Below are 18,929 nucleotides of genomic sequence, written 5' to 3' on the forward strand. Positions count from 1 at the left end.
CCGCGCCTTGACGCAGATCAAACCAAGCACACCATGGGTACACGTCCCGTCCTGGGCCTCATCTACATGCTGCAAGGCCTGCAGCAGCTGGGCGAAGATCCCGCGCCCGTGCTGGCGCGGCACGGGCTTGTTCTGGAACAGCTGAACCCCGGCACGCCCATCGACCGCGCCCGCGAGTTGCGCATCTACGCCGATCTGGCCCAGCACCTGCACGACCCGACCATCGGATTGCGCCTTGGGCAGTTCTACAACCTGGCGGGCTACGGGCCGCTGGTGATGCTTCTGCTGACCTGCCCCAACGCCTACGAAGCCTTTCAGATGGGCATCCGCTACCAGCGACTGACCTACAACTACGGCACCCTGCGCTTCGAACCCGGCGAACAGCTCAGCGCCCTGGTGCTCGATCCCTTGCCCATGCCCGCCAAGGTGTTTCGCTTCCGGGTGGATGGCGAGGTCTCGGGCACCTACAAGATGATGCGCGACCTGCAGGCCTCGCTGGGCCTGGACCTGCGGGCCGAGCGCATCGACATGCCCTACCCGCGCCCGCCCGAGGCCGCCACCTATGAAGCCCACTTCGGCTGTCCCGTGCGCTTTGGCGAACCTGTGGCCCGCCTGTGGATGCGCAACGAGTACCTGCAACTGCGTTTTGCCTCGGCCGACCTCGTGGCCCATGGCATGTACCGGGCCATGTGCGAGCAGCAGCTGGTGGCGCAGAACGTGTCGCTGAGCACCTTGAGCGACCGGGTACAGGCCCACCTGGCGATGTTCACGCAGGGCTACCCCAGCGCGGAAGAGGTGGCCCGCTCCTTCCAGTTGTCCGAGCGCGGCTTGCGGCGCCAGTTGAGCGAAGAAGGCCACAACTTCCGCGACCTGTTGAGCCGTGTGCGTTACGACAAGGCGCAGCACCTGCTTCAGAGCACCACGTTGTCGATCGAAGCGATTGCCCAGGAGCTGGGCTATGCTGAGTCCGCCGCTTTCATCCACGCCTTCCAGCGCTGGAGCGGCAAAACGCCCGCCGCTTTCCGAAGCCGCCCCTGACTGATACAGTGTGCGCCCCGTCCGCCCCGCCAGAGAAACCGCCCCTTGAGTAGTTATTGCGCCATCGACTTCGGCACCTCCAATTCGGCCATCGCCATCCCCACCGAGCAGGGCATGCGCCTGGTGCCGCTGGAAGGTGACAACCTGACCATGCCCACGGCGGTGTTCTACTGCACCGACAGCGATGACCTGCCCAGCGGTTTTGAAAAGGCCACCGGCCGCGCTGGCGCCGAGCTGCCCCGCACCTTTGGCCGCGCCGCCGTGCAGGCCTACATCGAAGGCTACGAAGGCCGCCTGATGCGCTCCATGAAGAGCATCCTGGGCAGCCCGCTGGTGGAGCAGACCACCGACCTGGGCCACGGTTTCGGCGTCAAGTACATCGACATCATCACCGGCTACCTGCACCACCTGCGCAGCCGCGCCGAGCGCGCCAGCGGCCAGGTGCTCAGCCACGTGGTGCTGGGCCGCCCTGTCTTCTTCGTGGACGACGACCCTGAACGCGACGCGCAGGCCCAGGCCTCGCTGGCCGCCGCCGCCCATGCCGTGGGCTTCAAGGATGTCGCCTTTCAGTACGAGCCGATCGCGGCCGCCTTCGACTACGAGCAGCAGGCCACGCGCGAAGAGCTTGCCCTGGTGGCCGACATTGGCGGCGGCACCTCCGACTTCTCGGTGGTGCGCGTGGGCCCGCAGCGTGCCGCCCTGCTCGACCGCCGCAGCGACATCCTGGCCAGCCACGGCGTGCACGTGGCCGGCACCGACTTCGACCGCCGCGTCTCCCTGTCTTGCGTGATGCCGCCCCTGGGCCACGGCGGCATGGGCCCCAGCATCGGTGGCCAACCGCCGCGCCCCGTCCCCAGCCGCGTCTACTTCGACCTGGCCACCTGGCACCTGATCAACAACGTCTACCAGGCCCCGCGCGTGGCCGAGCTGAAAAGCATGAGCGGCTTCTACGCCGACCAGACCCAGTTCAAGCGCCTGATGAAAGTGGTGAACGACCGCCTGGGCCACGCCCTGGTGGGCAGCGCCGAGGCCGCCAAGATCGCCGTGGCCGCCGGGGGTGATTTCGACATCGACCTGTCCATCATCGAAGCCGGCCTGCATTCACCCTTGACGGAAGCGCAAGCCGAGCAGGCCTTCCGCGAAGACCTGGCCCGCATCACGGCCTGTGCGCTGGACACGGTGCGCATGGCCGGTCTGCAGCCCTCGGACATCCACGCGCTGTATTTCACGGGCGGCTCCACTGGCCTGAAGCTGCTGACCGACCAACTCGAAGCGGCCTTCCCCGGAACCCGCGCGGTGCGCGGCGACCGCCTGGCTTCGGTGGCCACCGGCCTGGGTTTGCACGCGGGTCGCTTGTTCGGACGAGGCCCGTAAGTCACACTACAAAGCGCCATCAACACAGGCGTGGGGAGACCTTTTTTGTGCCGTTGACGCGCTGCTTCGTTGCACTTTTCAGGATAAGCAGAGTGCTCTTGACCGCGTGGCTGTGCGCGCTGGCCTGCTCGGCCACGGCCGCTCCGCAGGTCGACAAGCCCATGGACCTGACCCCCTACGCGCAGCAGTTGGGCATTGGCGTGCTCGTGCTCCTGGGCTTGGGCTTCTTGCTGCTGGCGTGGATCACCAGCTTGCGCCACGTCGTGCGGCGGCGCACCGCCGAAGCCCTGTTGCAAAAGGCGCACCTGCAGACCCTGGTGAACAACATCCCTGATCTGGTATGGCTCAAAAGCGTGGACGGCGTCTTCATGGCCTGCAACCCCGGCATCGAGCGGCTCTTCGGGGTCACCGAGGCCGAGATCATCGGCAAGACCGACCACGACTTCGCCGACAAGGCACAGGCCGACCTGTTCCGTGAACAGGACCGCCTGGCCCTGGTCGCAGGGGCCCCCCGCGCCAACGAGGAATGGTTGAAGTTCCACGGCGAGGCAGAAGCCCGATTGTTCGAGACCCTGAAAGCCCCGGTCTTTGACGCGCAAGGCCAGCCCATTGGTGTGCTGGGCGTGGCGCGCGACATCACCGAACGCAAGATCGCCGCCCAGGAACTGGAAGGCTTGCGCCACCACCTGCAGGAGCTGGTGAACGAACGCACGGCGCAACTGGCCGAAGTGGCCGATGCGCTGCGCAAGGCCAACATCGAGCAGCAGGCCCTGTTTGACGCGGCCACGGTGGGCATCGGGCTGTTGCGCGGCCGGGTGATCATGCGATGCAACCGGCGCATGGAAGAGATTTTGGGCATGGCGCCCGGCCAGCTGGCAGGCCAACCCACCCGCATTTTCTACCCCAGCGAAGAGGCTTACCTGGCCGCCGGCGACAAGGTCTACGCGCAGATGATGACGGGCGAAACGCACGTGCGCGAAGAGCAGCTCGTGAAACAGGATGGCACCTTGTTCTGGGGCCGGATCAGTGCCCGCCTGATCGACAAGGACCACCCTGACCGCGGCACCTTGGGCATCATCGAAGACATCACCACCGAGCGGGAAGCCATGCAGGCCCTGCGCCAGGCCAAGGAAGTGGCCGAGGCCGCCGCGCGCATCAAGTCGGATTTCCTGGCCAACATGAGCCACGAGATCCGCACCCCGATGAACGCCATCATCGGGCTGACGCACCTGGCCCTGAAGACCGAGCTCAAACCCCAGCAGCGGGACTACCTGCAAAAGATCGCCGGGGCCAGCGACCACCTGATGGGCATCATCACCGACATCCTGGACCTCACCAAGATCGAGGCCAGCAAGCTGGACATCGAGCACCGCGCCTTTGAGCTGGAACAACTGCTGGTCAACATCTGCGCCCAACTGGTCGAAATGGCCAGCAGCAAGAACCTGGAACTGATCCTGGACGTGGCGCCCGACGTACCCGCCCACCTGGTGGGCGATGCCCTGCGCATCGGGCAGGTGCTGCTCAACTATGGCTCCAACGCCATCAAGTTCACCGAGCAAGGCGAGGTGGGCATCAGCGTGCGCGTTCACCAGCGCCAAGACCGGCAAGTGCAGTTGCGCTTCGAGGTGCGCGACACCGGCATCGGCCTGCGCGCAGAGCAGCAGGCCCGGCTGTTCCAGAGCTTCCAGCAGGCCGACACCTCCATCACCCGCAAATATGGCGGCACGGGGCTGGGCTTGGTGATCTCCAAACACCTGGCCGAGCAGATGGGCGGCCAGGTGGGCGTGGACAGCGTGCTCGGCACGGGCAGCACCTTCTGGTTCACGGTGGCACTGGAAGTCGGCCCGGACGAAGCGCGCCCGACCAAGCCGCCATTCCCGGGGCAACGCGCACTTGTCGCGGACGACAATGCCCGTACCCGCCAGGCACTGCACGACATGCTCAGCCAGCAGGGCTTCGAGGTCAGCAACGCGGCCACGGGCGAGCAGGCTTTGGAAGCCGCCGAGCAGGCCGCCCATTCAGGCCGGCCTTTTGTGCTGGCCCTGATCGATGCACAAATGCCCGGCCTGGCGGGCGTGGACACGGCCCTGCAGATCCGCGCGTTGCCAGCACCGCCCCAGGTGGTCCTGCTGTCCAACTATGGCCACGACCAATTGATCGAGCAAGCGCGCCAGGAGGGCCTTGAGCACGTGCTGATCAAGCCTGTGCACGCGGCCATGCTCCGCGACATCGTCAGCGTGGTGGTGGGCGGACGGCACCACACGCCTTCAGTGGCAGCACTGCCCACCGAGGCTGACCAGTCCTTGAAGGACAAGGCGCGGGGCTCGCGCATCCTGGTGGTGGAAGACACCCCCTTGAACCAGATGCTCATGAGCGAGCTGCTGGCCAGTCTGGGCGCGACCGTGGACTTTGCCGAGAACGGCCAGATCGGCGTCCAGAAAGTCCTGTCCGAAGCTTATGACCTCGTCCTCATGGACATGCAGATGCCGGTGATGGACGGCATCACCGCGACGGTCGAGATCCGCCAACAGGTTGACAAGGCGCAGCTGCCCATCATCGCGATGACGGCCAACGCCATGCGCGAGGACAGCGAACGCTGCCTGGCCTGTGGCATGAACGACTATATCGCCAAGCCGATCCGGCTGCCGCAGCTGTGGGCCGCCCTGGACCGCTGGCTCCCGCCATAGCCCGTCAAAGCCGCCGCAACACCTCGACCAAGCCTTGCACCAGGCGGCTCTTGAAAGGCGTGTAGGGAGGGAACATGAAACGCGCCGGCAAGGTCCAGCCGGCCCTGAGCACGGCACGTTCATGCGAAAAAGCCTTGAAGCCGAAGTGCCCGTGCGAGCTGCCCATGCCCGAGTTGTTGACGCCGCCAAAGGGCAGGCCGCCATGCACGTAATGCAGCATGCAGTGGTTCACGCACACGCCGCCTGAACTGGTTTCATCGACAAGGCGCCGCGTGATCGCCTCGCGCCGGCTCCAGATGTAAAGTGCCAACGGCTTGGGCTTGGCGTTGATGCGCGCGATCACCTCGTCCAGCGAGTCGTAGTCGATGATGGGCAGCACCGGGCCGAAGATCTCTTCGTCCAGGATCTCGGCGCTGGCCGGCAGGTCGGTCAGCAAGGTGGGCGGGATGAAACGCCGCTCATGGTCGACCGGGCTGCCCAGGGCCATCGTCGCGCCCGCTTGCTCAGCCTGCGACACCAGCTGTGCAATCCGCCCGGTGTGCCGCAGGTTGATGATGCGGGCCAGATCAGGGCTGGCCTGCTGATCAGCGCCACTGTGGCCAAAGCGTGCACGCACCACCTCGGCACAAGCCCGCACGAACGCCACGCGCACGCTGCGGTGCACGAAGACATGGTCCGGGGCCACGCACGATTGGCCCAGGTTGATCAGCTTGCCCCACATCACCACCTCGGCCGCCTTTTGCAAGTCCGCCGTCTCGTCCACGATCACGGGCGACTGGCCACCCAGCTCCAGCGTGACCGAGCTGAGGTGGTCGGCCGCGGCCTTCATCACCAGCTTGCCCACGGCGGGCGAACCGGTGAAGAAGATGTGATCGAAAGGCAAGCCCAACAAGTGCTGGGCCGTGCGCACACCGCCCGGCACCACCACCACTTCGTCGGGCGAAAAGACTTCGGCGATCAGCTCGCCCACCAGCCGGGACACCGCGGGCGTCAACTCCGACGGCTTGACCATCACCGTGTTGCCCGCCGCGATGGCCGAGACCAAGGGGCACAACACCGTGTTGACCGGGTAGTTCCAGGGCCCCAGGATCAGGCAGCGGCCGCGTGGCTGAGCCTCGATGCGCGAGTGCGTGCCCAGCGTCAACCAGGTCGCACGAACGCGCACGGGTTTCATCCATCGGCGCAGGTGGTTCACCGCATGGCGCACTTCTTCGATCACGGGCAACAGCTCGGTCGATTCCACCTCGGCCGGCGGCTTGGAGAAGTCCTGCGCGAAGGCCTCGTACCAGGCCGACCGCCGGGCGATCAGCGCGTCGGCGAAACGGCGCAACTTGGCAATGCGTTGCGCCGCCGTCGATTGACGCAAGGCCAGCGAGGCCGGCCATTGCGCGGCGAAGGTCTCGTCGATCCAGTCGGTCGGGCTGTCGGCCAGCTGCGGTGGGTCAGCCATGTTCATGGTCATACTGTCGGTTTTGTGATCGATGGCGCCATGCTCGGGCACCGCACGCACCATGTCATTAACCTTCGATAAGACCGACCTGTTCAGCTGGCGCGTGCTGTGCGCCCTGGCCGGCGGCGAGGTGCCCTGGCCCGACGACGCCGAGGAGCACATCCACCTGATGAGCCTGGACAAGGGGCAGGTGCTGTTCGAGATCGGCCGGCCGCACCCTTACCTGTACGTGGTGCGCCAAGGTTGCCTCAAGCTCTTGTACCGGGGAGCCAATGGCGACGAGTGGGTGCAGGATTTCGTGGCCGAAGGCGCCTTCTTCTGCAGCCTCACCGCCTTGGTGGGCGGCCTGAGCAGCTACGCCTGCGAAGCGCTTGAAGCCTGCGAGCTTGAGCGCCTGCATTACCCCTGGCTGGAGCAGACGGCCAGCCAGAAACAAGCCTGGCAACAGGCCTTGCTCAGCGGCTGGAAAGACTACGCCACCCGCAAAGAGCTGCGCGAGCGCGATCTGCTGACCTTGACCCCGCCCCAGCGCTACGAGGCCTTCGTGCGCACGCACCCCGGTTTGGCGCAACGCGTGCCGCAGAAGGACCTGGCGCGCTACCTGGGCGTGACGCCGGTCTCCCTCAGCCGCATCCGGGGGCGGCTCAAAGCCTGATCAAGCGGTCCAGCGCCTTTTCGAGCGTGGCCGCCGACTTGGCGAAGCAAAAGCGGATCACGCCAAAGTCGTCCTGGTTCTTGTAGAAGGCCGACACAGGGATCGCCGCCACACCATGCTCGGTGGTGAGCCGCTCGACGAAAGCACGGTCGCCCTCGCCGCTGATGGCGCCGTACTTCACGCACTGGAAGTAGGTGCCCTGGCACGGCATCAATTCAAAGCGCGAGCCGGAGATCGCCTGCCGGAAGATGTCGCGCTTGCCTTGGTACAGCGCCAGGAGCTCGGCATACCAATCGCGCTTCTTCAAAAAATCCGCCAGGGCATATTGCGACGGCGCGTGCACCGTGAACACCACAAACTGGTGGGCCTTGCGGAACTCGGCCATCAACTCGCGCGGGGCCAGGCAGTAGGCGATCTTCCAGCCGGTGATGTGGTAAGTCTTGCCAAAGCTGGACACCACGAAGCTGCGCTCGGCCAGGCCGGGGTACAGCATCACGCTTTCATGGCGTGCGCCATCGAACACCATGTGCTCGTAGACCTCGTCGCTGAGCACCACGATGTTGGTGTCCTTGACCAAGGCCTGCAGCGCCAACATGTCATCGCTCGACAACACCGCGCCCGTCGGGTTGTGCGGCGAGTTGATGATGATCATGCGCGTGCGCTTGTTGATCAGCTTCTTGACCTGGGCCCAGTCGGGCTTGTAGTCGGGCAAGGCCAGGCGCGCGTACACCGCCTTGCCGCCATTCAGTTCAATCGCCGGGCCATAGCTGTCGTACACCGGCTCGAACACGATGACCTCGTCGCCCTTGCGCACCAGGCTGGCCACCGCCGTGAAAATGGCCTGCGTGGCCCCGGCGGTGACGGTGACCTCGGTGTCCGGATCGTAGGTGGCGCCATACAACGACTGGGCCTTGGCCGCGATGGCCTCGCGCAGCACCGGCACACCCGCCATGGGCGCGTACTGGTTGTGGCCGGCACGCGCGTGCTGGTCCAGCAAATCCAGCAGCTCGCGCGGCGCGTCGAAATCCGGGAAGCCCTGCGACAGGTTGATGGCGCCATGCTGCTGCGCCAGGGCCGACATCACGGTGAAGATGGTGGTGCCGACTTGCGGCAGGCGGGACTCGAGGGGGAAAGGCGTGGACGGCATGCGCCCAGCATAGCCGCGGCGTCTCACGCCACGTGTGCAGCCGTTACAGCGCGCTGGCTCAGCGTGCCAACTTAGCCCGCCAATTCCGCCCGCATCGCGTCAATCACCGCCTTGTAATCCTTCTGCCCGAAGATGGCGCTGCCCGCCACGAAGGTGTCGGCGCCGCTGTCGGCCACGCGGCGGATGTTGTCCACCTTCACGCCACCGTCGATCTCCAGGCGGATGTCGCGGCCCGAGGCGTCAATGATCTTGCGCACCTTCTCGGCCTTGCGCAGCGTGCTGTCGATGAAGCTCTGGCCACCGAAGCCGGGGTTCACGCTCATCAGCAGCACCACGTCCACCTTGTCGAGCACCCACTCCAACACGTCCAGCGGCGCAGCGGGGTTGAACACCAGGCCGGCTTGGCAGCCTTCGGCCTTGATCAGCTGCAAGGTGCGGTCCACGTGCGCGCTGGCATCGGGGTGAAAGGTGATGATGTCGGCGCCCGCTTTGGCAAAGGCCTGGGCCAGGGCATCGACCGGTTGCACCATCAGGTGCACGTCGATCGGCACCTTGGTGCCATCGGCCTTCACCGAGTGCTTGCGCAGCGCCTGGCAGATCATCGGCCCGAAGGTCAGGTTGGGCACGTAATGGTTGTCCATCACGTCGAAGTGGATCCAGTCGGCGCCCGCGTCGATCACGTGGCGGACCTCCTCGCCCAGGCGGGCAAAGTCGGCGGACAAGAGGCTGGGGGCGATGCGGAAGGTGCGCGACATGGGCAAGGACCTCGTCAAAGGCCGGTTGAAGGTCAGGCCTGCATTTTATGGAGACTGGGCAGTTCGGCCAGGGCGTCCGCCTTGAACTTCTGATGAACAGGGCCCGCATGCGCTCAGATCGCAACATTTGCTTGCACTTTTGGGCCGCCACGCAGGCCCCCATGCGGGGGTTGGCCCCGATTCACGGACTGGTTTTGCGATAACTTCCCGACTCTGCGCCGTTGCCTTGCTGCACCGGGCGCCACAAGAATTCAGGGACTCCCGCATGACCGACCTCTCCGCTTTGCCAAGCTCCTTGGCCAGCGCCGCGCACGACTTGTTCGACTCACTGTTGGCCGACTTGTCGTCACTCGGCGCGCGACAGCACACGCGCCTGTTGCGGCTGCACACCCCCTTGGGCCCCGATGTGCTGATGGCCGAGCGCGCCGAGATCACACAAACCATCGGCCCGGCTGGTGGCGGCGCCCCTGACCGCATCGAACTGCTGGCCCTGAGCCGCAACGCCCACCTGCAGGCCCCCGACCTGCTCGGCCAACCCGTGCTGCTGGAGTTGCTCACCGCGCAAAGCCGCACCGCACTGCGCCCCTTTCACGGCCACGTCACCGAGTTCCGCCTGTTGGGCTCCGACGGCGGCTACGCCCGCTACCAGCTCATCATTGAACCTTGGTTGGCTTTCCTTCGCGCCCGCGTTGATTCGTGGACCTTCCAGAACCTGAGCGTGCTCCGCATCCTGGAGGCCGTGTTCGCCGACTACGTGGGCCAAGGCGCGCTGCACGCCGCGCATCGCCTCGAGATCGCCGAGCCCACCGCCTACCCGGTGCTGTCCACCCTGAGCCAGTTCAACGAGTCCGACCTGGATTTCGTGAACCGGCTGCTGGCGGACAACGGCCTGTTCTGCTGGTGGGAGCACACCGGCAACCCAGGCGATCCAGCCACGCTGGGCAGCCACACGCTGGTCATCGCCGACCACAACGGCGCGCTCAAGCCCAATGCACAGCCCAGCATCCGCTTCACGCAGGCCGGCACGGTGATGAAGGAAGACAGCATCACTCAATGGCATGGCCACCGTCGCGTGGGCACCTCCAGCCTGAGCCTGGCCAGCTGGGACTACCGCAGCGTGGACAACCACCACGCCAGCGCGCAGGTCGATGCTGGTCACGCACAGCCATTTTCTTTGGCGCACCACGACCAACCCGGCGTCTACGCTTTCGAAACGCCTGCTGAAGCGCAACGCCTGGCCACAGCCCAACTGCAAGCGCTGGAAGCCCGCCGCAAGCAGTTCCATGGGCGCGGCACAGTGCGCACTTTGGCGCCCGCCACCACCTTTGTCCTGCGCGAGCACAGCGAGCACGACATGGACATGGCCTCGGCTGGCGAGGATGCCAACCGCTTCGTCGTACTGAGCGTGACGCACCGGGCGCGCAACAACCTCAGCGCTGATGCGCAAGCCGGCCTGCAGCACCTGCTGGGCCACCTTGCACCCTTGTCCAAGCGCCCACAGGCCAACGCCAGCGACGAGCCCTTGTACGAAGCACGGTTCACCGCGCAACGCGTCAGCATCCCCGTTCGCCCCTTGCTGGTGGATGAGCAGGGCTGCCGACTGCACCCGCGTCCTTCGGTGGATGGCACGCAAACCGCATTGGTGGTGGGCCTGAGCGAGCCCGTGCACACCGACCGCGATGGCCGCATCAAAGTGCAGTTCCACTGGCAACGTGGGGCCAACAGCAGCCACCGCCTGGGCCACACCTCGCCCACGTCCGATGCCGACAACGCCCCCGCCTCCGATGCCTCGGGCACCTGGGTGCGCGTGGCGCAAGGCTGGGCCGGCGCCAACTGGGGCATCAGCTTCATCCCTCGCTTGGGCCAGGAAGTGGTGGTGGCCTTTTTGGAAGGCGACATCGACCGGCCCGTGGTGATCGGGGCAGCCTACAACGGCCAGGGCTCGGGCAATGCGCAAGGCAATGAAGTGAATGCGGGCGCGGCCCAAGCCAGCGGCAATGCGCCAGCGTGGTTCCCGGGCGACCAGCGGCATGGTGAGCAAGAAGGCCATGCCCACACTGCGACTTTGAGCGGCTTCAAAAGCCAAGCGCTGGACACCAGCCAAAGCGGCGGTGGCTGCCATAACCAACTGGTGTTTGACGACACCCCGGGCCAAGGCCGTGTGCTGGCACACACCACCCAAAGCCAGACTTGGCTGCAGATCGGTCACTTGCTGCAACAGAACGACAACCAACGCCTGGCGCGACGCGGCCATGGCCTGGAACTGCACACGCAAGCGCAAGGCGCGGTGCGCGCTGGCAGTGGTTTGCACATCAGCACCTTTGGCCGGGCCGGTGGCACCAGTGGCTCGCAAGGCCAGCCCACCCAAATGCGCGAGGCCCAAAGCCAGCTGCAAAACCATGCGGAGATGGTCAAATCCTTGAGCGAAAACGCGCAGACCCATTTGGCCAAACTGCCCAATGAGCCCGCCGCCGAACAGCTCAACGCGCACAAGGCCTTGCAGGCCGCGCTGGCCAGTTTGAAAGGCACACAGTCCTCGGGCGGCGATGATCAGCGGGCTGATGCTTCAGGGGAGGAGGGCGCCATCCTGGCCATCGATGGCGGCCATGGCAGCATCCCCATCACCGAACGTCCCGACCTGGTCTTGAGCGCCGTGGCTGCCATCAGCAGCGCCACACCGGCCCACACTGTCATCAGCGCAGGGCAGACCGCCACGATCACCACCGGGCAGGATGCCAATCTGCTGAGCCAGCGGCATGCTGCTTGGGCGGTGAAGGATGGCATCAGTTTGTTCACCCGCGGCGAGGCCAAGGATGGGCAGCGCGCGGTGCAAGACATTGGCTTGAAGCTGCACGCGGCCAGCGGCAATGTGAACACCCAGGCGCAGAGCGATCGCTTCACCTTGACGGCGGAGAAGGGCATTGATTTGCAAAGCACCGCGGGCAGCGTCGTCATCACCGCGCCCAACAAGATCGTGCTGAATGGGGGCGGGAGCTACATCAAGATCGAAGGTGGGGACATTGAGGTGGGGACGAGTGGGACTGCGGCGTTCAGGGGGGCGATGAAGGAGTTGACGGGGGGCAGTTCGGCCTCGGCCAGCGATGTCAGCTTGGCCAAGAGCAAGCAGTTATTCGATGAGCAGTTTGTGCTGAAAGACCAAATTACTTCAGTTCCGCTGGCGGGCACGCCCTACCGCATTGAAAACCCTCAAGGCAAAGTCGTGGCCACCGGCGTGACGGATGAGCAGGGGCGAACCATTCGCGTCACCAGCGCCAAAGCCGAGAAGCTCACGATTCACTGGGGCCATTGAGCCTTGCATTCCAAGCCCAGACCAAATCATCAAACATGACAGCCCCTTTGACCTCTGAATGTCCGCCAGCCTTGGGTGAAGGCACCGTCAACACCACCAAGGGAAGTCAGGTCCCGGTCTCTGTGGCGCCTGAGCCCATGACCTACCTGCGTTTGGACACGGGTGAGGTCTATGCGGTGCCGGCCCAGGACGTGCCGGGCTTGCACAACGAGTTCGACAAATGGAACCGGCTGATGCATGAACAGTTGCTGGCCAATGAGGTGTTGGCGCTGGCCGACGAACGCCTGCTTTTGATTGCGTCGGCCAAAGCCCAGGCTCCTATGAGCATCATGCAAGACATCGAAAAGGATGCCCGGCAAGCACAGCGTTTCGCCATCGAATGGCGCGAAAATGCGACCGAAGCGACCAGAAAGGAAATGCAAGTGCTGGACAAGTTGGGCAGCACCGGCAAGACCTTGATCGAGATGATGCCCTTGATGGACAAGGCCGGTGACAAGCCCTACAAGGCCGAGGCCGGGAAGGACAATGGCGAGTGGAAGCGCAAGGGCCTTGATCTTTCCAAAAAGTGGGAGGTCAAAGGTGCGGCAGGGATCAAGAGCCGCTTTGAGCAGGAAGCCCGGTACCGCGGGCTGGGGCCTCTGCGTTATGTCAATTCAGACACGCTCAAGACGAAGAACTGGCCCAAGTTCAAGGATAAAAAGGCGGCTGGTGTGAAATGGGCCGACGTTTACAAACCTGACGCCAGCGGCAAACGCAAAGTTGACCGCAGCAAGCTCAAGCACTACCTGGGTGAACAGGTGATGGCCGCGAAACTCTCCAGCAGTGACTTCGTCAAGCTGGAGGTCAGCAATGTCGGCACGTTGGGACCTGAAGCTCTGGAGAAATGGAACGCCAACCTGCAAGCCAGTGGCGAAGGCAAGTTGGTGTGGGGGGACACTCAGTTGGGGGACGTGGACTTCAGCGCTGAAGCGGCCGCCATGCGCTACTACAGTGGCGGCAGCCTCAGCGGAGAGCTTGCGCCCCTCAAGGGCAATGTGAACATCAAGGCGGAAGGGGGCGTTGAGGTGGCCTTTGCCGAAGGCAAGGTTGGCGGCAACCTCTACTTGCCCAGCAAAGAAGGGGTGATGCTGTACTACCTCGATCTGGAACAGATCACCGATCTAGCCAAGGGCAAGAGCGCAGACACCGGCAAGTACGACCTGGGCGCCATCCGCTTGGCTTGCAGCGCCGAACTCAAGGGTGTGGTGGGCGTAAGCCTGGCAGGCGAAGTGTCCATCGGCGTGGAGATGAAGGACCTTGAAACTGCCGATGTGGACGGCAAGACCAAGAGCGGCAAGATGCCCAGGCTAAAAGGCTCTCGAAAAAAGGCCAAACGCAGCAATGCAGTGGATGTGACAGGGCAAGCCGACGACTGGAAGAACACGGCCGGGGTGGCAGCAGAAGTGAATTTCTTTGCTGGCGCCAAGGGCGGGCTCGGCATCAAAGGCGCTGTTGAGTGGCGCAACCCACACAACAAGGACAAGAAGTTCGAAATATTTGCCAGCATCGCGCCTGAACTGCAAGGCATGGTTGGCATCGCAGGGGAAGCCAAGCTCAACATCGAGTATGTGGATGGCATCTTCCGCATCACGGCGCACGCGGGCATTTGCTTCGGCTTGGGTGCGGAGGGCACCGTGACCCTCGCCGTGGGAGCCAAACAACTGGCAAGCTTTGTGTACTGGATGTACTACAACCTGCTCAATGCGGGGTTCAGGAGCTTGGCGTTTATTGCCGACGAAGCTTTCGAGGCATTGAAGTACTTAGGCTATCTACTTGTCGTCGAAGGGTGCGAGGTGTCGGCGTACTTTGGCAGGCAACTGGATAGCGTTCAAACCAGCCTTTCGAAAACTGTAGAACAGTTGGACGCCAAGTTGCGCAAAGAAGCGGAAACTCTGGCTCTAGCTCAACGCATCTTGGCCGACCCTACGCGCGTTCGCTTCACCACGCCCGAAAGCAAGGGCATGCTAATTTACCAGCTCACCCGCTTCGGTGCAGTGAGCTGGGCCTTAGATGGAGGTGGGCTAGGCAGCAATTACCTGCCAACCCAGCGCAAGGCCGTGCTGACTGTTCTTCGACAAGCGCATATCGGCAACGATCTGAAAAACGTTATTCAGCACATCGGCCCGGAGGGAGCTAGGGCCAGCCTGCAAAGCAATCTCGGTGAACTCAAGCGCTTCTTCGCAGCCGAAGGCCCACGTGGATTTGACGTGCCCGGTACCCGCACGCAATATCAAGATGACTTCCAGAACATGGTACGTAGCAGCTTTGATTCTCACTTTATCGCCATGGGGCCAGCCGGCCGAGTGGACATGCTGGCTATGAACGGTGATTTCGAGCGGTGGTATGAAGCCGTGCTGCCCACGTTGATGGAGGAGCCGGTGCGCGGCCAGGCAGCTCTTGCCAGTTCGGACCCCGGCTACACATTACTGCGAGATGGCACGCAGCAGGATCACCCGTTGTTTGCATCCACCACGGGTGGCTTCTACAGCAACGTGGGCTAGGGTTTGGTCAGCGTGGATTAACCGCGCAACGCAAAGCCGGCATGTAAGCTGATGAGCCTGGCTCCAGCTTACCTGTTTCCTCATTTTTCTCAACCGGTTTAGGTTCCGCAGAGCGTCGCCAGACGGCGACGCCAATTTTGAGGCTATCCCCGCCCCAAGAACGAGTGACTTTGCGTGCACCGCTGATCGGGCCTTTCGGGTCTCGGTTCTCCGCCTTGGCATACGCATCTTCCGCATACCAGTCATTAACCCATTCTTGACCGTTATCGCTCATATCAAACAAACCAAGTGGATTCGCAGGAAAGAGGGCGATCGGATAACGATCCATGCTCTCCACCGGTGATAGCAATCGTGCTTGCTTTCCGTAAGGCACGTTTCGCCCATATTCAATGGACCCGTCATCCGTTGGGATCATGAAAAACTGCCCGCGACTGCGGGCTGCATACTCCCATTGCGCTTCGGTCGGCAGGTCAATCGGTAGGCCAGTCAGCCTACCCAGCCATTGACAGTAGTCCTTGGCCTCCTGCCAGTAGGCGCGGGCGGGAATGGTGGGGTGCCTATGAACGTAGCTATACCCGATCCCGGTCCTCGACCTTCCCGTCGCATCCGTGAAAACATCAAATTCCGCGTAGGTGGTCTTGTACTTGCCGATCCAGAAATCACTGAGCGTGATCTCCTTGACCACCTTGTCGTCCTCGTTGTAGGTCATGCGGGTCACACCTTCAATGCCCATGAGCTTGGCGAAGTCACCCCGCATGAAGCTGCCCCCCCGCACATAGACCATGTCGGCGAGAACCTTGGCCTTGAGCCGTGCCTTGCGCTCATCCAGCGTGCCGGTTTGCAAGTCTGCCAAAGCCTTGGCCAGTTCTGGTGGCTGTTGCGGCACGGGCAATGCGGCCAGCTTCTTCTCGCTGATGAAGTGGTGATTGATCTTGGGGACGGCTGGCGGTTTGACGGTGGCCAGCGTGGGTGCTTCTGACTTGGACAAGGCCCCAGTTGAGCCTGCGGCATGGCCCCCGACTGGTTCTACAGCCGTCTTGGCAGTCGGTACTGTTTGGCTGCACGCCACCAAGCTGTGGGCCATGGCCACTAGTGCGATCCACTGGCTCATGTTCTTAACGTTGATCTTCATGTCCACCCTGTAACTCGGTTCCGCACTGATTTGGCCATGATGGTACCGACATTCACGATGCTCGCTTGTCACCAAGCGTGTCGCACGGGCTCAGCTTCACCCGCAGTCCACCGTGAACGATACCCAATCAACGCTGTGACTGTTGCTGCTCACTTCGCCCCAAAAAACCTCCCCCGCATCCTCCCCTCATACGCCACCAAATTCGCATACCGCTTCACCTCCTCCTTCATCGGCGTTTCAAAATGCGGGCACAGCGCTGAGGTCAAGATCGCGAACATCATGGCGTCGGTGCCGCAAGGCTGATCACCCATCAGATAAGGCTTGTCGCCCAACAGCGTGGCCAGCGTGGTCAAGCCGCGGTTGCCAATGGCTTGCATCTCGGCCACTGAATGGCGCCCCATGCCATGCCCATGCAAGCTGTTGCGCACGCGCCGCCTCACGAAAGCTTCCACCGGGGCGCGCACCCACCAGGGCACGGGTTTGAAAAACACCGCGGCCACCTTGGCGAAGTTGGCATCGTCCACCCAGCGCCAGTGCACGCCGATCCAATACAGGTTGTCTTCCAGCATCTTTTCCACCGCCCAAGCCGTGGCGCGTTGTTCTGCGCTCAGGCCCTGGTCAAAGTCAATGCCATATTTGCGTTCAAGGTGCCAGCGGATGAAGGTGGAATCGGCCACCACAGTGCCATCGTCATTGATGTAGGGCAGCTTGCCCTTGGGCGCCTTGAACATGCCCTTGGTGTTGACCTGGTAAGGCTGGCCGGACATCTTCAGCAAGATCTCGGCCTTCATGACGAAGGGGCTGGCGTCGGGCAGGCCAAAGGCGGCCCCGAAAGCGTAGAAGATGATCATGTTCGCGAGTCTAGCGATGCCTTCCGAGTCCACAAACTAGGGGTTGTGATCACGCCAGCTTCCTCTTATTTTGAGCGTTGCCAAAGCCACCCGAACCTCAGCCAAGACAGGAGCGCCCCATGGTCATTCGCCTCACCGCCGTCATGTTCGGACTCGCGCTCATGGGCCCCGCCAGCGCCGCCAACCTGCGCGCCTATGCTGGCGTGGTCGCGGGCAATGCGCAGGGCACGGGCAGCATCTTCGCCTGCGCCACCTCGGGTCCCACCATTGGCAATGGCTGGTTCGCGGGCATCAGCTTGCCCACCGAAGGATTCACCGCCTGCAACCTCAACGGCGGCATCGATGACCAGCAGGGCCCATCCGGCCCTTTGACGGCCAGCCAGAGCGCCACCGGCCCGATGGCCACCCCGGGCAGCAGTTTCACCGGTTCGGCGCAGGCCCGGTCCGATTACTGGTCACTGGGCGTGGCGGCCAATGGCACGGCCACTGGGGGCACGTCCTCATCGACCTACCACCAGGCGGCGGCCTTCGCCAGCTTCACCGACACCCTGACTTATCAAAAGGCGGGCATCGCCACGGGCACCGCAGGCTGGACGAATTTCGCCTTCCTGGTTGAAGGCCTCATGAGCAGCGCCGCCAACCCGCCTTACACGCAACAGGCCGATGTGCAGCTGTCCATTCGGGTGAATGGCAAGTACATCTGGGATTCCTTCCGCGCCACCGTGGTCAACGAAAATCTGCCCTATGTGCGCGGCGGGTCCACCGGCCTGCCCGGATCATTCATGTCGGGGCCGGGCAGCTTGAGCGGGTCGGCGCTGGTCAACAGCACGGCCAATTTCGAGATCCAGTGGGGCGTGCCCTTCACCGTCGAAGTGGCCTTGCTCACCAGCGTCTATCCCTGCTGCCATGGCAGTTCTTCCAGCACGGACTTCCTCAACACCGCGGTGCTCAAGGGCATTGATGCCTATGGGCCAGGTGGCCAGGTCACGGATTTCGAGGTGACCGCCGGGTCGGGCGCGCACATCGGGCCCCAAGGCTTGGCGGCCGTGCCTGAGCCTGGCTCCTGGGCCCTGGTGTTGGGCGGATTGCTCGTCACAGGGTGGGGGGTGCGCCGTCGCCAGATGGCGTTGCAGGCAGCTCGATAGCGTCCCAGCCCAGCAGTTCGGCCAGGCGCGTCACCACCCAGCCCGCCTCGGCGGGCGACACGCCCGATTCAGGCGACAGCAGCCCCCGGTGGCAGCGCACCAGCACCTCGTCCTCGGCCACGCCGATCTCGCGTTGCACGCCCTGGCAATGCTCGACCATGTGGCTGGCCAGGTCCTCACAAACCTCGTAGCGCTCGCGCACCAGGGCCATGGGCACGGTCAAGCGGTGGCGTGCATCGGTGTGCAGGTCGTAGAACGAAGGCGGGATCTCGATTTGGTACTCGTCGGTCATGCGATGTTGTACCTCAAAGTGCCAGCGGCTTTTCGTGCCAACATGCTGGTCTGCTTGAACGGCGGCATCCCCGCGATGATCAGGGGTTATTCAACCGCCGTTTCACCAAGATTGCGCTTTGCCTTCCTAGAATGGGCCGAATGAGTCATCCCCAATTCACCTGTGCGGTGGTTCCGCAGTTCCTTGAAGAACAAAGCAACCCTGCTCAGCAAGAGTATGCGTTTTCGTACACGGTCACCATCGTCAACAGCGGCGATGTGGCCGCGCAGTTGATCGGCCGGCATTGGGTCATCACCGATGCCACCGGCCATGTGGAGGAAGTGCGCGGCCTGGGCGTGGTGGGCCACCAGCCCATGCTCAAACCCGGCGAGAAGTTCGAGTACACCAGCTGGACGCGGCTGAGCACGCCGCACGGGCTGATGCAAGGCACCTTCTTTTGCATGACCGACGAAGCACAACCTTTTGACGCGCCCATCGAGCCTTTCTCGCTGGCGCGGTCGCAGTCTTTGCATTGATTGATGTGATGAGGACCCACGTTTGACTCAGGACACGA

14 protein-coding genes are annotated in these 18,929 nt (G+C 63.6%); 8 read left to right on the plus strand and 6 right to left on the minus strand.

Translation table 11 applies throughout. From position 1 onward, the window contains the following. Positions 1-33 precede the first annotated feature (33 nt). The 3 genes from LQ232_RS08100 to LQ232_RS08110 all read left to right on the plus strand — a co-directional run bounded on the left by LQ232_RS08100 (position 34) and on the right by LQ232_RS08110 (position 5,099). Complete coding sequence (locus LQ232_RS08100; protein WP_230179814.1) at positions 34-1,038, plus strand: AraC family transcriptional regulator; 1,005 nt, start codon at positions 34-36, stop codon at positions 1,036-1,038. Between the two features lie 45 nt (positions 1,039-1,083). After that, positions 1,084-2,412, plus strand: a complete 1,329-nt coding sequence (locus LQ232_RS08105) for an Hsp70 family protein (RefSeq protein WP_230179815.1) — start codon at positions 1,084-1,086, stop codon at positions 2,410-2,412. A gap of 98 nt (positions 2,413-2,510) precedes the next feature. Beyond that, positions 2,511-5,099 (plus strand): response regulator, encoded by a 2,589-nt coding sequence (locus LQ232_RS08110; RefSeq protein WP_230179816.1) that lies wholly within the window; start codon positions 2,511-2,513, stop codon positions 5,097-5,099. Positions 5,100-5,103: 4 nt separating this feature from the next. On the opposite strand, the gene LQ232_RS08115 is transcribed toward LQ232_RS08110, so the two are convergent. Beyond that, on the minus strand, positions 5,104-6,549 hold the full coding sequence (locus LQ232_RS08115) for an aldehyde dehydrogenase family protein (RefSeq protein ID WP_230179817.1): 1,446 nt from the start codon (positions 6,547-6,549) through the stop codon (positions 5,104-5,106). Between the two features lie 61 nt (positions 6,550-6,610). On the opposite strand from LQ232_RS08115, the gene LQ232_RS08120 reads away from it, so the two are divergent. Continuing rightward, entirely contained in the window at positions 6,611-7,204 is a 594-nt protein-coding gene (locus LQ232_RS08120) for a Crp/Fnr family transcriptional regulator (RefSeq protein WP_230179818.1), read from the plus strand. Here LQ232_RS08120 and LQ232_RS08125 read toward each other — a convergent pair. Beyond that, on the minus strand, positions 7,194-8,351 hold the full coding sequence (locus LQ232_RS08125) for a pyridoxal phosphate-dependent aminotransferase (protein ID WP_230179819.1): 1,158 nt from the start codon (positions 8,349-8,351) through the stop codon (positions 7,194-7,196). The two genes, LQ232_RS08120 and LQ232_RS08125, sit on opposite strands and share 11 nt — an antisense overlap. 71 nt (positions 8,352-8,422) lie before the next feature. Then, on the minus strand, positions 8,423-9,106 hold the full coding sequence (gene rpe, locus LQ232_RS08130) for a ribulose-phosphate 3-epimerase (RefSeq protein ID WP_230179820.1): 684 nt from the start codon (positions 9,104-9,106) through the stop codon (positions 8,423-8,425). 265 nt (positions 9,107-9,371) lie between these two features. Here rpe and LQ232_RS08135 point away from each other — a divergent pair, with 265 nt between their 5' ends. Both LQ232_RS08135 and LQ232_RS08140 read left to right on the plus strand, forming a co-directional pair. Continuing rightward, complete coding sequence (locus tag LQ232_RS08135; protein WP_230179821.1) at positions 9,372-12,416, plus strand: type VI secretion system Vgr family protein; 3,045 nt, start codon at positions 9,372-9,374, stop codon at positions 12,414-12,416. Positions 12,417-12,553: 137 nt separating this feature from the next. Next, the gene (locus LQ232_RS08140; RefSeq protein WP_230179822.1) at positions 12,554-14,956 is read left to right on the plus strand and encodes a hypothetical protein; all 2,403 of its coding nucleotides are present in this window, start codon (positions 12,554-12,556) and stop codon (positions 14,954-14,956) included. 7 nt (positions 14,957-14,963) lie between these two features. Here the strand turns inward: LQ232_RS08140 and LQ232_RS08145 are convergent, their stop codons facing one another. Both LQ232_RS08145 and LQ232_RS08150 read right to left on the minus strand, forming a co-directional pair. Then, positions 14,964-16,088: an SUMF1/EgtB/PvdO family nonheme iron enzyme gene (locus LQ232_RS08145; RefSeq protein ID WP_230179823.1), complete on the minus strand. Its 1,125-nt coding sequence runs from the start codon at positions 16,086-16,088 to the stop codon at positions 14,964-14,966. 149 nt (positions 16,089-16,237) lie between these two features. Then, positions 16,238-16,939: a glutathione S-transferase family protein gene (locus tag LQ232_RS08150; protein ID WP_230179824.1), complete on the minus strand. Its 702-nt coding sequence runs from the start codon at positions 16,937-16,939 to the stop codon at positions 16,238-16,240. 119 nt (positions 16,940-17,058) lie between these two features. On the opposite strand from LQ232_RS08150, the gene LQ232_RS08155 reads away from it, so the two are divergent. Then, the gene (locus LQ232_RS08155) at positions 17,059-18,084 is read left to right on the plus strand and encodes a PEP-CTERM sorting domain-containing protein (RefSeq protein ID WP_230179825.1); all 1,026 of its coding nucleotides are present in this window, start codon (positions 17,059-17,061) and stop codon (positions 18,082-18,084) included. Here LQ232_RS08155 and LQ232_RS08160 read toward each other — a convergent pair. Next, the gene (locus LQ232_RS08160; RefSeq protein WP_230179826.1) at positions 18,032-18,376 is read right to left on the minus strand and encodes a hypothetical protein; all 345 of its coding nucleotides are present in this window, start codon (positions 18,374-18,376) and stop codon (positions 18,032-18,034) included. The two genes, LQ232_RS08155 and LQ232_RS08160, sit on opposite strands and share 53 nt — an antisense overlap. Before the next feature lie 140 nt (positions 18,377-18,516). Here LQ232_RS08160 and apaG point away from each other — a divergent pair, with 140 nt between their 5' ends. Beyond that, the gene (gene apaG / locus LQ232_RS08165) at positions 18,517-18,891 is read left to right on the plus strand and encodes a Co2+/Mg2+ efflux protein ApaG (protein WP_230179827.1); all 375 of its coding nucleotides are present in this window, start codon (positions 18,517-18,519) and stop codon (positions 18,889-18,891) included. Positions 18,892-18,929: the final 38 nt, after the last annotated feature.

It is taken from the genome of Aquabacterium sp. CECT 9606 (assembly GCF_918741295.1).
Taxonomy (GTDB): domain Bacteria; phylum Pseudomonadota; class Gammaproteobacteria; order Burkholderiales; family Burkholderiaceae_C; genus Aquabacterium.